Origin of the sequence: Nocardioides furvisabuli (assembly GCF_021083185.1) — a bacterium.
Taxonomy (GTDB): Bacteria; Actinomycetota; Actinomycetes; order Propionibacteriales; family Nocardioidaceae; genus Nocardioides; species Nocardioides furvisabuli.
In genome coordinates, this window is sequence record NZ_JAIGQB010000002.1 from 263640 (window position 1) to 278171 (window position 14532).

Sequence of the window (14532 nt, forward strand, 5' to 3'; positions counted from 1 at the left end):
GTCGTCATCTCCGGACGCGCCGGTCGGGCACGTGACCAGATCGCCTACCGCCGTTGCTGGCGACGAGCACTGCGCGCTGGTGGCCCACGAGCGCGGGCCGGACGTCGAGGTCAACGACCGCGGCTGACGCCGCGCAGCACGATCGCGGTCGGCGTGCGCAGCACCGACAGGTCCGCACGCGGGTCGCGGTCGTAGACCACGAAGTCCGCGGAGGCGCCCTCCGTCAGGCCGTCGACCCCGAGCCACTCGCGTGCGCGCCAGCTCGCCGCACCGAGGGCCTCGTGGGGGGACATCCCGATGCGCACGAGCGCCTCGATCTCGCCCGCGATGTTGCCGTGGCGGCTGATCCCGCCCCCGTCGGACCCGGCGTAGATCGGCACACCCGCCTCGTGGGCGGCCATGATCGTGGCGGGCATCCGGGCGTAGAGGTCGGTCATCGTCGAGGCGTAGGCCGGGAACTTCTCCGCGCCAGCCGCCGCGTGCTCGGGGAACTTGTCGAGCTGCATGACCGTCGGCACCAGGCGGGTGCCGTGCTCGACCATGGCATCGATGAGGTCCTCGGTCAGGCCGGTGCCGTGCTCGATGCAGTCGATGCCGGCCTCGATCAGCCCGGGCAGCACGCCGTGGCCGAAGCAGTGCGCGGTGACCTTGGCCCCCTCGGCGTGGGCGGCATCGATCGCCGCAGCGAAGGCCTCCGCTGGGAACGACGGGGCGAGGTCGCCCTCGTCGCGGGATATCCAGTCGCCGACCAGCTTGATCCAGCCGTCGCCGTTCCGGGCCTCCTGCGCGGCGTACGTCGCCAGGTCGGCGGGCTCGACCTCGTGGGCGTAGCCGCGGATGTAGCGCTTCGTCGCGGCGATGTGGCGCCCGCACCGGATCAGCCGGGGAAGGTCGTCGCGGTCGTGGATCCAGCGCGTGTCCGCGGCGGATCCCGCGTCGCGGATGAGGAGTGCTCCCCCGTCGCGGTCGGCGACGGCCTGCTGCTCGGTGGCCTCGTCGTCGGTCGCGCCGAAGTCGTCGAGCCCGAGGTGGCAGTGCGCGTCGACCAGGCCCGGCACGATCCAGCCCTCCGCCGCGGTGTCGGCGCCGGGCTGCGGCTCGTAGGTGATCCGACCGTCGACGACGTAGAGGTCGCGGGCCTCTCCGTCGGGCAGGACCGGGCCACGGAAGCGCTGGGCAGTCATGCGTCCGACCCTAGCCACCGCCGCGGACCTGGTCTCAGATGCGGTCCAGCAACCACGAGGGGCTGAGCACCTGCGCCGGCGACACGTTCGCCGCCAGTGCCCGGTCGGCGGTCACCACCGTGACCCGGGCGCCCGCCTCCGCGGCGAGGCGCGCCTGCTCACGGATCTCACGGTCACCGTCACGCGAGGCGTGCACCGTCGTCACGTGCGCGTCACGACCCGGGCGTACGCCGCCCTTGGCCTGCCCCTCCAGCACCAGCACGATCTCGTCGTACGCCGTGTCGGCGACCAAGAGGCGCTCGTGCAGGCGCCGCGCGGCACCCGCGCGGTCCTTCCACCAGCCGTCGGGCACGGACCCGACGACGTTGGCGCCGTCGACGACCAGACAAGTGTTCACAGCCACGCTCACGTCCCTGGTCTCGACGCGCTCGACCTGGCCGAGCCCACACCGCGATCTCGTTCCTCGATCCCGGCTGCTCGTCTCACTTCAGGAACTGCGAGAAGTCCTTGGGCAGGTTGAGCTGCTCGGCGGCCTTCTCGTAGTCGACCTCGGCGCCGTCGGGGTTGCCGAACGGGTTGCCGGCCTTCTCGGCTGCGGTCGCCCGCTCGGCGGCCTTCTGCTGGGCGGCCTTCGCCGGGTTGCCCGAGACGCGCTTCTTGCCCTTCTTGCCCTTCGCCGGCTGCTTGGCGCCGCCGCGCTTGCCGCCGCCGAGGCCCGGCATCCCCGGCATGCCCGGCATGCCGGGGACACCGCCGCCGCGGGCCATCGACTCCATCATCTTGCGCGCCTCGAAGAAGCGGTCGACGAGCTGATTGACGTCGGAGACCTGGCGTCCGGAGCCCTTGGCGATACGGGCACGGCGGGAGCCGTCGATGATCTTGGGGTTCTCCCGCTCGGCGGGGGTCATCGACTGGATGATCGCCTGGATGCGGTCGATCTCGCGCTCGTCGAAGTTCTCGAGCTGGTCGCGGAACTGCCCCATCCCCGGGAGCATCCCCATGATCTTGGTCATCGAGCCGAGCTTGCGGATCTGCATCATCTGCTGGAGGAAGTCCTCCAGGGTGAAGCCGCCCTTGGTGGCGAGCTTCTCGGCCGCCTTCATCGACTGCTCGGAGTCGAAGGCCTTCTCCGCCTGCTCGATCAGGGTGAGCATGTCGCCCATGTCGAGGATGCGCGAGGCCATCCGGTCGGGGTGGAAGGTGTCGAAGTCGGTCATCTTCTCGCCGCTGGAGGCGAACATAACCGGCTTGCCGGTGATCGAGCGGATCGACAGGGCCGCACCACCGCGGGCGTCACCGTCCAGCTTGGTCAGCACGACGCCGTCGAAGCCCACGCCGTCGAGGAAGGCCTGCGCCGTGGTGACCGCGTCCTGGCCGATCATCGCGTCGACGACGAAGAGCACCTCGTCGGGCTGCACCGCGTCGCGGATGTCGGCGGCCTGCTGCATCAGGGTCTGGTCGACGCCGAGGCGGCCCGCGGTGTCGATGATGACGACGTCGTGGAGCTTGCGGCGGGCTTCCTCGATCGAGGCGCGCGCGACCTCGACGGGGTCGCCGGTGCCGTTGCCCGGCGACGGCGCGAAGACCGGGACGCCGGCGCGCTCGCCGTTGACCTGGAGCTGCTGCACCGCGTTGGGGCGCTGCAGGTCGGCCGCGACCAGCATGGGGGTCTTGTCCTGCTCCTTGAGCCAGAGCGCGAGCTTGGCCGCGAGCGTCGTCTTGCCGGCGCCCTGCAGCCCCGCGAGCATGATGACCGTGGGACCGGACTTGGCGTAGCGCAGCCGACGGGTCTCGCCGCCGAGGATCGTCACGAGCTCCTCGTGGACGATCTTGATGATCTGCTGGGCCGGGTTGAGCGCCCCGCTGACCTCCTCGGAGCGGGCCCTCTCCTTCACCGCGCCGACGAACTCCTTGACGACCGGCAGGGCGACGTCGGCCTCCAGCAGCGCGATGCGGATCTCGCGCGCGGTCGCGTCGATGTCGGCCTCGGAGAGCCGTCCCTTGCCGCGCAGGTTCTTGAAGGTGTCGGCAAGGCGGTCGGAGAGTGTGGCGAACACGGTGTGGGTCAATCCCTCGCATCGATGACTGGATCAGGGTGCTACGACGCGCAAGCCTAGCCGCCGGGCCCGCTGCGTCCCGCCTCGGCGACGCCCGTGCCGGACGCCGCCCGGTCGCCGGCGCTCACCCGCCGAGCGCAGTGCGTACGGCGTGCGCGGCGGCAGCGGCACGCTCCTCGGTGGGGCGCACCCCACCGACCTCCTGCACGTAGAACACGTCCACCGCCTGCGGCCCCAGCGTGGACACGTGCGCGGACGCGACGGTCAGCCCCAGCCGCGCGAGCGTGGTGAGCACGCGGTGGACCACCCCGGGCCGGTCGGAGGTGCGGATCTCCAGCACCAGCGAGGCGCGGGAGGCGTCGGGACGCACCTCGACGATCGGCGGCAGCTCGTCGTCCGGGCGTGCCCCCAGGTCGGGGAGCTGCTGGGTGCCCTCGACGACCCGCCGGATCCTCTCCCGCACGACCGTGGCGTCGAGGTAGGCGTCGGGCACCTCCCACGCGCTGACACCCCACTCGCCCTCGGCGTCCACCTGCGACCATGCGCGGGCGGCGTGCACGGGCACCCTGAGCGCGGCGAGCCCGCCGGCGACGTCGGCGAGGAGCCCGACCCGGTCTGCGGCGATGACGGTGACGGTCGCGCCGACCTCGTGCGGGGCGACGTCGACGGAGACCGCGGTGGCGTCACGGCGTACGGCGTCGGGCACGGGCAGCGTCTCGACGGGCACGACGTGGGAGATCTCCGCCCCCAGCGCGGTGCCGGCGCGCGCGACCAGCCGGTCGACGAGCGAGGCCCTCCACGCCGTCCAGGCCGCGGGCGACGCGGCACGGGCGTCGGCCTCCGTGAGGGCACGCAGCAGCTCGAGGCTGGCGCCGTCGGGCACGTGGGTGAGGAGCTCGGCGGTGGTCGCCGGGTCGTCGGGGTCGCGGGTGGTCGCGAGCGTCGCCAGCAGCAGGTGCCAGCGCACCAGGGAGGCGACCACCTCGGCGTCCAGGTCGGTGAAGCCCATCCGCGCCACGATCTTGCGGGCCTGCGGCTCACCGGCGACGGAGTGGTCGTGGAGCGAGCCCTTGCCGATGTCGTGGAGCAGCGCCGCGACCAGCAGCAGGTCGGGACGGCGTACGCCCCGGATCAGCGCACCGGCCTCCGCGCAGGTCTCCACGACGTGGCGGTCGACGGTGAAGCGGTGGATCGCCGAGGCGTGCGGCAGGAGCCGGATCTGCTCCCACTCGGGCAGGAAGGTCTCGATGCCGTCGACCTCGTCGAGGGTCTCCCAGACCGGCAGCAGGCCGTCGCCGCTGGCGAGCAGCCGCACCAGGGCGTCGCGGGCGGGGGCCGGCCACGGGACGGGCAGCCGGGCGCCCTCGCGGACCAGGCGGGCCGCGGTCGAGGGCGCCAGCACGAGGTCGCGTCCGGCGGCCTCTGCAGCGGCGCGCAGCAGCAGCGTCGGGTCGTCGCCGGGGCGGGTGCCCGCGTCGAGGACGACCTCGCCGCGCGAGACGGCGATTCCGGGCGCGATGCGCTCGAGGGCGGGCGTGCGCCGCCCCTTCTCCCCCGTCGTGCGGGTCATCACCGCGTCCGTACGCCGCCAGGCCAGGCGCGAGAGGTGTGCGATCCGGCGTCCGAGCGAGCGCACGTGGCGTTGCGCGGCACCGGCGTCGGCGAGCCCGAGGCGCTGCGCGAGCGGACCCCACATCTCGGGGCCGATCCGGTCGCTGGGCCGCCCGGCGAGGTCGTGGACCTCGTCGCGGACGTCGAGCAGCATCTGGCGCGCGGCCTCCAGCGCCGGGGTGGAGGCGTCGACGAGCCAGCTCGCCTCGATCGCCTTGAGCACCCCGGCGTCGCGCAGCCCACCCTCGGACTCCTTCACGTCTGGCACCGAGGCGTGGGCGAGCTCGCCGGTCACGTCGTGTCGCTTGAGGGTCATCGTCTTGAGCTCGGGCAGGCGGGTCCGCGCCTGGCGGCGCCAGTCGGCGAGCATCGTGGTGCGCAGGCGCAGGCTGAGGCCCGGGTCGCCGGCGAGGTGGCGGGCGTCGAGCAGCCCGAGCGCCACCCGCAGGTCGGCTGCCGCCTCGACCACCTCGCCCATCGAGCGCACCGAGTGGTCGAGCCGGCGCCCGGAGTCCCAGAGGGGGTACCAGAGCGTGCTCCCGAGCTCACCGAGATCGACCCCGTCGTCGTGGACGAGCACCACGTCGAGGTCGGAGTGCGGGGCGAGCTCACCGCGGCCGTAGCCCCCGACCGCGACCAGGGCCACCCCGGTGGCGGGCCCTGCCGAGGCAGCGTATGCCTCCCTGCAGAGCTCGTCGGCCGAGGTGGCCCTGGTCTGTCGCTGCGCTGCGGTCACTGCTGCGATCCCGAGACGGTCACCATCAGAGCGCGGACGCGTCCTGCTCGCCGGTGCGCACGCGAACGACGGTCTCGACCGGGCTGACCCAGACCTTGCCGTCACCGATGCGACCGGTCTGCGCGGTCTTGACCACGATCCCCACCACGTCGTCGGCGTCCGCGTCGTCGACGACGATCTCGATGCGGATCTTGGGCACGAGCGCGATGTCGTACTCCGCGCCGCGGTAGACCTCGGTGTGGCCCTTCTGGCGGCCGTAGCCGCTCACCTCGGAGACCGTCATGCCGGCGACCCCGAAGGTCTCGAGCGCCTCGCGGACGTCCTCCCACTTGTGCGGCTTGATGACCGCGGTCACGAGCTTCATGCGCTGGCTCCTTCAGCCTTGGTGGTGACAGGGGCGGTGGAGGCGGCGAGGACGCTGCCGCCGCCGCTGGTGCCGCTGTGCAGGTCGTACGCCGACTCGCCGTGGGCGACGAGGTCGATGCCGTTGACCTCGTCCTCCTCGTCGAGGCGCAGGCCGATCGTGTACTTGATGGCCAGCGCGATGACGGCGGTGAGGATGCCGGAGTAGATGACCGCGACGACCACACCGAGGGCCTGGTCGCCGAGCGAGCCGAAGCCGCCGCCGTAGATCAGGCCGTCGACGCCGCCGGCGCCCTCCGACGTCGAGAACACGCCGATCAGCACGGTCCCGATGATGCCACCGACCAGGTGGACGCCGACCACGTCGAGCGAGTCGTCGTAGCCGAGCTTGTACTTCAGGCCCACCGCCCAGGCACAGACCGCGCCGGCGATGGCGCCGATGGCGACGGCACCGGACAAGTTGACCGCGCCCGTGGCCGGCGTGATCGCCACGAGGCCGGCGACGATGCCGGACGCGGCGCCCAGCGAGGTGGCCTTCTTGTGGATCAGGCGCTCGACGGCCAGCCAGCCGAGGATGGCTGCCATCGTGGCCAGCGTGGTGGTGGCGAAGGTGCGGCCGGTCTCGAGCGGGAACTGGGTCTCCGGGTCGTCGCCGAAGACGATCGAGCCCACGTTGAAGCCGTACCAGCCCATCCACAGCAGGCCCGCGCCGAGCATGGTCAACGTCAGGTTGTGCGGGCGCATCTGCTCCCGTGGCCAGCCGATGCGCTTGCCGAGCAGCAGCACGAGCACGAGGGCCGCGACGCCGGCGTTGATGTGGACGGCGGTGCCGCCCGCGTAGTCCTGCGCACCGATGCGGCCGCAGATGAGCGAGTCCTCGGTGCAGCTGAAGACCATGTGGGCCATCGGGAAGTAGACGATGACCGCCCACAGCGGCACGAACAGCACCCAGGCCGAGAACTTCATCCGGTCGGCGACGGCGCCGCTGATGAGCGCGGCGGTGATGATCGCGAAGGTCATCTGGAACATCACGAAGATGTAGTCACCGGTCGAGACGCCGTCGAGCCAGAACAGCTCGAAGGGGTTGGCGAAGAACGTGCCGTCCCCGCCGAAGCCCATCGACCAGCCGACAGCGACGTACAGGATGCCGACGATCGCCGCGGCGACGTAGGACATCATCATCATGTTGAGCACGGACTTCGACCGTGACATGCCGCCGTAGAACAGGGCCAGGGCGGGCACCGTCATCATCAGGACGAAGGCAGTCGCCACCAGCATGAAGGCGTAATAGCCGTCCACAGAACCTCCAGGAAACGAACAGGGTGTGGGCCCCTGGCTCATGACGCCGCTGTCATGCCGGGGCCCACGCGATGCTCCGAAGCCTGCTGGGAGGAGGTTTCACCCGCCCGCGACCGATGTTGCGGCCAGGCAACGGAATCGCGCCTCGTGTTACGGGTGTGTGAACGGATCGGGCCGCGCAACCGCCTTGTTAGTGTTCGGCCGTGTCCAGACTGGCCGTGATGGCGCACTACGACGTCGCCGGGGAGCTGCGACCGCACGTGCGTGGACAGGTGGAGGCGCTGGCCGCCTCGGTCGACACCCTGCTGGTCTGCACCACCGCCCAGCTGCAGGAGTCCGCCCGCGCCTGGTTGAGCGAGCGCGCGGTGCTGGTCGAGCGGGCCAACTACGGCTACGACTTCTTCAGCTACAAGGTGGGTCTCGACGCCGCGGGCGACCTGACGGCGTACGACGAGGTGGTGGTCTGCAACGACACCTACGTCTTCGCCCTCGACTCCTACGACCGCGTCTTCGAGGAGATGGCGGCGCGGCCGTGCGACTTCTGGGGACTCACCGGCGCCGAGCGTGTCGCCCCGCACATCCAGTCCTTCTTCATCGCCTTCCGCCCCTGGGTCGTCGCCTCGCGTGCCTTCACGGCCTTCTGGGAGGAGATGGAGCCGATCTCCAAGCGGCGCCAGGTCATCCGCCGCTACGAGGTCGGCATGTCGCGGCGCCTGTACGACGCCGGGTTCGTCTCCGACACCTACTTCGTCGAGACCCCCGAGGACCGCCGCATCGCCCGCGAGCGCATGCGGTGGTGGGCCGCGCACCGCTCCCACTTCCCCCGCACGCGCGCGGAGGTGCGCGAGTGGCGCGAGCGCGCCAACGAGCCGTGGAACCCGGCACGCAGCCTGGCCGACCGCGTCCTCGACAACGCCCGCCTGCCCTACGTCAAGATCGACACCCTGCGCTACGACCCCTACAACCTCGACGCCGACCGGCTCCTCGAGCTGTGCGAGCGCCGCTTCCCCCAGCGCTTCGAGGGCGTGCGGGAGTTCCTCGAGGAGACCGCCCAGCACTACCCGCTGCGCGACACCGAGCGGCTGCTGCCGACGCCGCTGGCGCTCGAGCCGCTCTTCCCGCGCGTGAGGTACTCGGATGCGCGGTGATCGTCGCCGCGCGGGGCAGGTGAGGTTCGACGACGCCGCGCAGGTCATGGTCGAGGCCGGGCTCGTCGACGTCGACTACGTCGCCGCGCAGCTCGGCACCGCGTTCGACTCGCCGGAGGAGGCCGCGCGCGCGGTCGTCGAGGCCGGCGACGTCTCGCCGCACCCGCTCTTCGAGGCGCAGTGGATCGGCCGACGCCGCTCCTGGCAGCGCCTGGGCCAGCACCCGGCGCTCTGGTACGTCGCCGAGCGCCGGCGTCGCAACCGGATCGCCCCCCACCCCCTGGTCGACCCGCGGATCATCTTCGCCGCCCACCCCGAGGCGCGGCACCACCCCTACGGCGCGCTGTCCTACTGGCTCTCGGTGTCCGGGCCGGGCACGCCCCTGCCGACGCGGATCCTGCCCAGGCGGGTGTCGTGGGGCACCTACCGCGCCGCCGCGATCGAGGCGGCCGCCGGGTGGCGCGAGGAGGTCGTGGTCCAGCGACCCGAGCTCGTCGGCCCCGCACCCGCCCTCACCCCGGTTGCGGGCTCCTCCCCCGCCGTGACGGTCGTGATGGCCGCCCAGGACGCCGGCCCGTCGGTCCACCGCACGGTCGCGTCGCTGCAGGCCCAGACCTTCGTCGACTGGCACCTCGTCGCGGTGGACCGCGGCTCGGTGGACGACACCGCAGCCGTCCTCCAGGGCATGGCGGCCTTCGACGACCGCATCACGCTCGTGCGGGAGGGGCGCTGCGGCGAGGCGCGCGCGCTCAACGCCGCCCTCGAGCACGGCACGGCCGACCACGTGGCGTTCCTGCCGCTGGGCCGCGAGTGGCTCCCGGAGATGCTCGCAGACCTGCTCGCGCACGCCCGCCAGACCGGGGCAGCGTGCGTCCTGGCCGGGGTCGGCGCCGTGGGCCGCTCGCGCCACGAGCTGCTCGGCGGCCGCCCCGTCGACCTGGCCACCGCGCTGCTGCGCCGCGACGCGGTCGAGGACGTGGGCGGCTTCGACGAGTCCCTCGGCGGCGCGGTCGAGCGCGACCTGCTGCTGCGCCTGACGCGCACGAGCGAGCCGGTGGCGGTCGACGTACCCGTCCTCCGTCGGCCCGAGCCGGTCCCGGTCGGCCACGGTGACGACTGGGGATCGGTGGTGCTCGAGCGACAGCTGGTCGACTGGGAGGCGGCCGCGGCGCGCGAGACCTCCGAGGACCTGGTCAGCCACGTCATGCCGGTGGGGCCCGAGCCGCGACGCACCGTCGAGTGGCTGGGCTCGGTGCCGCGCGAGGGTGCCGAGCTGATCCTCGTCGGGGTCCGGCTGCGGCGCGCCCACCACGTCCTGGCGGCCTCGATCGCCTCGGTCATCTCCGGTGCGCGCTTCGTCTCCGTGCCGGCGGCGGTCTCGATGTCGGCGGCCACCAACGTGGGCCTCGCGCAGGTCGCGGGCAGCACGGTGCTGCTGGTCCGCCCCGAGGCGATGCCCCCGCGACAGCCGATCGCCCAGCGCCTGGCCGGCGTGCTCCGCGAGGAGGACGTCGCGACGGCCCAGCCCCTGGTCGTGGACCTCGACGGGGTGGTGCTGAGTGCCGGCGCGAGGTTCGGCGCGGACAACCCCCACCCCGAGCTCTTCCTGGCGGGCCTGCCCTCCAGCGATGCCGTCCGCATCGGGCAGAACGCCGTCGCCGCACCCGCCGCCCCGGTGGTGGCGGTGCGCACGAGCACGGCGCTCGCGCTGCGCGGCCTCGACGCGCGCTTCCACTCCGTGCTCGCCGAGACCGACCTCGGCCTGCGGGCCGAGCAGGCCGGGCACGGTCACGCCGTGGTCGTGCCCGACACCGTCATCACCTCGCGCACGGCGTACGCCAGGGACGAGGAGCTGATCGGCGCCCTGTCGTCGCTGCGCTCGACCGCGCGGGCGACACCTTCGTCGCCCGACCCCGCGGTCGGGCTGCTGCTGCGTGCCGGGCTGGAGGTCACCGACGAGCGCCAGCGCCGGGTGTCGGCCGACCTCGAGGACCGCAGCGCCCCCGCCGTGCTGGTGCCGCAGCTGGTCGTGCGCGCCCTCGACGGCATCCACGAGTCGCCGCCGCGGCTGCGCTGGGCCGTCGACATCGCCGCGCCGGCCGCGCCGCGCGGCGACCGCTGGGGCGACACCTACTTCGCCCGCTCGCTCGCCGACGCGCTCGAGCGACGCGGCCAGCACGTGGCCATCGACCGGCGCGACGCGCGCGAGCGCGACTCCCGCGACCACGACGACGTGCTGCTGGTCCTGCGCGGGCTCGACCGGGTCGCCCCCAGGCCGGGGTTGCTCAACGTGGAGTGGATCATCAGCCACCCCGACATGATCGAGCCGGAAGAGGTCGCGGGCTTCGACCTGGTCTACGCCGCCAGCACCAGCTGGTCGGAGCGGATGACGAGCGCCTGGGGCACGCGGATCGAGCCGCTCCTCCAGTGCACCGACACCCGCTGGTTCCACCCCGACCGCGCCGCGCCCGACACCGGTCCGGCGCTGCTGTTCGTCGGCAACTCGCGAGGGGTCTACCGCTACGCCGTCCGCAGCGCGCTCGCGATCGGCGCCGACCTCACCCTCCACGGCAACGACTGGACCGAGTTCGTGGAGCGCGAGCAGATCGCCTCCGGCGGTGTGGCCAACGAGGAGGTCGGCGCGCTCTACGCCTCCGCCGGCGTCGTGCTCAACGACCACCACCTCGACATGCGTCGCGACAGCTTCGCCTCCAACCGGCTCTTCGACGCCGCGGCGTGCGGGGCGCGGATCCTCAGCGACCGCATCGACGGCCTGGAGGAGACCTTCTCCGGGCTGGTCGTCCCGTTCGACAACGAGCACGAGCTGGCCCGCCTGGTGCAGCCGCCGTACGACGCCTTCCCCGACGGCGAGACCCGGCGCCGGATCGCCACCCGCATCATCGCCGAGCACAGCTTCGACAAGCGCGCGGAGACGCTCATCGACGACGCCGTGCGCGCGCTCCTCGCTCGCCGCTGATCGGGCGCTTCGTTCTGTACGCAGGCCCTGACCGGGCGCTTCGTTCTGTGCGCAGGGCCTGATCGGGCGCTTCATCCCGCGCGCGCCGGTCGCACACCGCTGCCTTGCGGCCGAAGTGCCCGGTCAGCGTCGTCTCGGGCGAGGAAGTGCCCGGTCAGCGTCGTGTGACGCGAGGAAGTGCCCGGTCAGCGTCGTGTGACGCGAGGAAGTGCCCGGTCAGCCGAGGAGCGCGTCGACGAACGCCGCGGCGTCGAAGGGCGCCATGTCGTCGGCACCCTCGCCGAGGCCGACGAGCTTGACCGGGACGCCGAGCTCGCGCTGGACCTGCACGACGATGCCGCCCTTGGCGGAGCCGTCGAGCTTGGTCAGCACGATGCCCGTGACGTCGACGATCTCGCTGAAGACGCGGGCCTGGATGAGGCCGTTCTGGCCGGTGGTGGCGTCGAGGACGAGCAGCACCTCGGTGACGGGCGCCTGCTTCTCGATGACGCGCTTGACCTTGCCGAGCTCGTCCATCAGGCCGGCCTTGTTCTGCAGGCGGCCGGCGGTGTCGACGAGCACCGTGTCGACGCCGTGCTCCACGCCGTGCTTGACCGCGTCGAAGGCGACGCTCGCGGGGTCGCCGCCCTCGGGGCCACGCACGACCTCGACACCGACGCGCTCGCCCCACGTGGCGAGCTGGTCGACCGCGGCGGCGCGGAAGGTGTCGGCCGCCCCGAGCGTGACGGTGAGGTCCTCGGCGACGAGGATGCGCGCGATCTTGCCGACCGTGGTGGTCTTGCCGGCGCCGTTGACGCCGACGACGAGGACGACACCGGGGTTGCCGTCGGTGCCGGTCACCTGGACGCGGCGGTCCATGTCGGTGCCGACGAGCGAGATGAGCTCCTCGCGCAGCACCGTGCGCGGGTCGGGCGACTGCCCGCCCTCGACCCGGAGCCGCTCACGCAGCCGCTCCACGAGGGCCTGGGTGGGGGCGACGCCGATGTCGGCGGTCAGGAGGGTGTCCTCGATCTCCTCCCAGGTGTCGTCGTCGAGGCGGTCGCGGCTCAGCAGGGCCAGCAGGCCCTTGCCCAAGCCGCCCTGCGAGCGGGAGAGACGCTGGCGCAGCCGCACGAGTCGCGACGCGGTGCCCTCGGGCTTCTCCAGCGCGGGCGGGGCCTCGGCGGTCGGCTCGGCCAGCGGCTCCGCCGTGGCGACAGCGGGCTCCGGCGGCGCCTCGGTGGCGACCTCCCCCTCGGTCGGCGGCGGCGCGATGACGTCGGTGCCACCCGCCGGCGGCTCGACGCGGCGGCGTCGACCCGCGGTCAGCAGGCCGGCGAGCGTCAGCACGCCGACGACCGCGATGGCGACGATCAGATAGAGCCATTCACCCAGGACACCCATGGGGCCAATCCAATCAGAGGCGGGCCACGCGTCGAAGTCGGGTGAGGACCGCGGGCTCGTGCCGGACCAGCACCTGGTCGAGGCGGGCGCGCAGCCCGTCCCGCTCGCGGGCCAGCCGGTCGCCCCGTGCCCGGGCACGACCGAGCTGCTCCCGGGTGTGCGCCAGCTCGCCGAGGACCGCGTCGAAGGCCGCGGTCAGGCCCGACGCCGCGCACGCCACCATCGGTGAGGCCACGCCCTCCCCGGGCCGGGCGATCCACACCACTTCGTGCGGCATCAGGTTGAACCACTCGACCGCCGCCTCGCCGAGCAGCGCCGGCGGGGTGACCCGCAGGGTCGCCAGTCCGGCCTGCGAGAACCGCTCGTCGACGTCGTCGCCGTACCACCGCACGTGGTCGGCCTGGCCGAAGCGGCGCAGGCACTCCTCCGGCGACGCGGTCGGGTCCTCCTCGGTGGCGATCCCCGTCCTGATCGGGACCTCGAGCAGGGCGATCCCGCGCGGACTGAGCACGCGGGCGATCTCGGCCATGGCCGCGCGGTCGTCAGGCACGTGCTCGAGGACGTGGTAGCAGACCAGGAGGTCCACCGAGGCGTCGCGCAGCGGCAGCGCCGTGAGGCAGGCGAGCGCGTCGACGTCCCGCTTGTCGTGGCCGAGGTCGAGGCGCACCCGGTGGCGGGCGCCCAGCCGGTCGATCAGCGGCGTGGACTGCCGCGATGGCGCGATCTCCACCACGGTGTCGAGGTCGCGCAGGTCAGGTCCGAGCGCACCGAGCAGCAGCGACAGGAACCGGTGCCGCTCGAGGCTGCCGCAACGCGGGCACTTGGCGGCCGGGCGTCCGTCCGGTCCCGGGCGGAAGTCCCGGGACACGCGGCTCCCGCAGGCCGCGCAGTAGGTCCGGTGCTGGTCGTGGCGTGAGCCGGTCACGTCGTGCACGCTAGACCCCGGCGGCGCCGGGGCGGGGTGCCACGCCGAGTCGGGCCTGCAGGGCGCTCAGGCGCTCAGACGCGCGACTCGGAGTCCTCGAGGGTCGGCAGGGAGTCGACGCCCTTGCGCATCGCGTCCCCCAGCTGGGGGACGACCGGCATCTGCTCGCCCCGGTGGGGGTAGGCGACGTAGACGGCCACGGCTGCGGCGACGAGCACGCCGAGGGTCATCGTCAGGATGATCGCGAGCACGGGTTCCTCCGAGGTGGTCCGGTCAGGTCGGCCCCAACATGACACACCGGGCGGTGACTGCCCGCATCGACGTCAGCCACCGGCGCGTCGGGGTGGTGACCGTCACCCCTCCGGTGGTGCGTCGGGTCGCAGGAGGCGTACGACGGCGTCGCGGACCACGTCCGGGATCGGTGTGACCGGCCGGTCGCCGGCGCCGCGGGAGTTGTCGACGTAGACGTGGACGAAGCGGCCCTCGGCGGCCGCGTGCTCGGAGTCGCCCTGGAACAGGCCGATGCGGTAGACCACCGAGCTCCGCCCCACCCTGTCGGCGACCAGGCCCATCTCGATCGGCTCGGGGAAGCCGATCTCGCGGAAGTAGCGACAGCCCGTCTCGGCCACCACGCCGATCTGCGGCAGCGCGCGGACGTCGACACCGGTCGCGTCGTAGAGGTAGGCGTTGACGGCCGTGTCGAAGAGCTCGTAGTAGGTCGCGTTGTTGAGGTGGCCGTAGGCGTCGTCGTCGCGCCACCGGGTGGTGGCCGTGCGCCACTCGACGTACGACTCGCGCGTGGGCATGCGCCGCTGGTCCCGGTCACCGTTCGCCCCGCTCATGCGCGGC

12 protein-coding genes are annotated in these 14532 nt (G+C 72.9%); 2 read left to right on the forward strand and 10 right to left on the reverse strand.

The window, feature by feature from the left end; translation table 11 throughout:
• Positions 1-110 precede the first annotated feature (110 nt).
• From K4G59_RS04465 to K4G59_RS04490, 6 genes are all read right to left on the reverse strand, one after another.
• Positions 111-1184 carry an amidohydrolase family protein gene (locus tag K4G59_RS04465; protein WP_231249600.1) on the reverse strand — a complete coding sequence of 358 codons (1074 nt, stop codon included), beginning with the start codon at positions 1182-1184 and terminating at the stop codon, positions 111-113.
• Positions 1185-1218: 34 nt separating this feature from the next.
• On the reverse strand, positions 1219-1587 hold the full coding sequence (locus K4G59_RS04470; RefSeq protein ID WP_308189345.1) for a hypothetical protein: 369 nt from the start codon (positions 1585-1587) through the stop codon (positions 1219-1221).
• 79 nt (positions 1588-1666) lie between these two features.
• Entirely contained in the window at positions 1667-3241 is a 1575-nt protein-coding gene (gene ffh, locus K4G59_RS04475; RefSeq protein ID WP_231249601.1) for a signal recognition particle protein, read from the reverse strand.
• Between the two features lie 124 nt (positions 3242-3365).
• Positions 3366-5588, reverse strand: coding sequence for a [protein-PII] uridylyltransferase (locus K4G59_RS04480; RefSeq protein ID WP_231249603.1), 2223 nt, complete (start codon positions 5586-5588; stop codon positions 3366-3368).
• Between the two features lie 25 nt (positions 5589-5613).
• Positions 5614-5952, reverse strand: coding sequence for a P-II family nitrogen regulator (locus K4G59_RS04485; protein WP_210438240.1), 339 nt, complete (start codon positions 5950-5952; stop codon positions 5614-5616).
• The gene (locus tag K4G59_RS04490) at positions 5949-7250 is read right to left on the reverse strand and encodes an ammonium transporter (RefSeq protein WP_231249605.1); all 1302 of its coding nucleotides are present in this window, start codon (positions 7248-7250) and stop codon (positions 5949-5951) included. Before K4G59_RS04490 ends, K4G59_RS04485 begins: the two co-directional genes overlap by 4 nt.
• A 203-nt stretch (positions 7251-7453) precedes the next feature.
• On the opposite strand from K4G59_RS04490, the gene K4G59_RS04495 reads away from it, so the two are divergent.
• Together K4G59_RS04495 and K4G59_RS04500 are read left to right on the forward strand one after the other, a co-directional pair.
• Positions 7454-8398, forward strand: a complete 945-nt coding sequence (locus K4G59_RS04495; protein WP_231249607.1) for a rhamnan synthesis F family protein — start codon at positions 7454-7456, stop codon at positions 8396-8398.
• Entirely contained in the window at positions 8388-11375 is a 2988-nt protein-coding gene (locus tag K4G59_RS04500) for a glycosyltransferase family protein (RefSeq protein WP_231249608.1), read from the forward strand. Before K4G59_RS04495 ends, K4G59_RS04500 begins: the two co-directional genes overlap by 11 nt.
• Positions 11376-11591: 216 nt before the next feature.
• On the opposite strand, the gene ftsY is transcribed toward K4G59_RS04500, so the two are convergent.
• From ftsY to K4G59_RS04520, 4 genes are all read right to left on the reverse strand, one after another.
• Positions 11592-12758 carry a signal recognition particle-docking protein FtsY gene (gene ftsY, locus K4G59_RS04505; protein ID WP_231249610.1) on the reverse strand — a complete coding sequence of 389 codons (1167 nt, stop codon included), beginning with the start codon at positions 12756-12758 and terminating at the stop codon, positions 11592-11594.
• Positions 12759-12771: 13 nt separating this feature from the next.
• Positions 12772-13683 (reverse strand): methyltransferase domain-containing protein, encoded by a 912-nt coding sequence (locus K4G59_RS04510; protein ID WP_231249611.1) that lies wholly within the window; start codon positions 13681-13683, stop codon positions 12772-12774.
• 74 nt (positions 13684-13757) lie between these two features.
• The gene (locus tag K4G59_RS04515) at positions 13758-13934 is read right to left on the reverse strand and encodes a hypothetical protein (protein WP_231249613.1); all 177 of its coding nucleotides are present in this window, start codon (positions 13932-13934) and stop codon (positions 13758-13760) included.
• Positions 13935-14036: 102 nt separating this feature from the next.
• Positions 14037-14525 carry an acyl-CoA thioesterase gene (locus K4G59_RS04520; protein WP_231249614.1) on the reverse strand — a complete coding sequence of 163 codons (489 nt, stop codon included), beginning with the start codon at positions 14523-14525 and terminating at the stop codon, positions 14037-14039.
• Positions 14526-14532 lie beyond the last annotated feature (7 nt).

Bases quoted from the DNA above. Each gene is read 5' to 3' on its own strand.
- K4G59_RS04485 (WP_210438240.1), bottom strand. From the start codon at position 5,952: ATGAAGCTCGTGACCGCGGTCATCAAGCCGCACAAGTGGGAGGACGTC.
- K4G59_RS04500 (WP_231249608.1), top strand. From the start codon at position 8,388: ATGCGCGGTGATCGTCGCCGCGCGGGGCAGGTGAGGTTCGACGACGCC.
- ftsY (WP_231249610.1), bottom strand. From the start codon at position 12,758: ATGGGTGTCCTGGGTGAATGGCTCTATCTGATCGTCGCCATCGCGGTC.
- K4G59_RS04465 (WP_231249600.1), bottom strand. From the start codon at position 1,184: ATGACTGCCCAGCGCTTCCGTGGCCCGGTCCTGCCCGACGGAGAGGCC.
- K4G59_RS04520 (WP_231249614.1), bottom strand. From the start codon at position 14,525: ATGAGCGGGGCGAACGGTGACCGGGACCAGCGGCGCATGCCCACGCGC.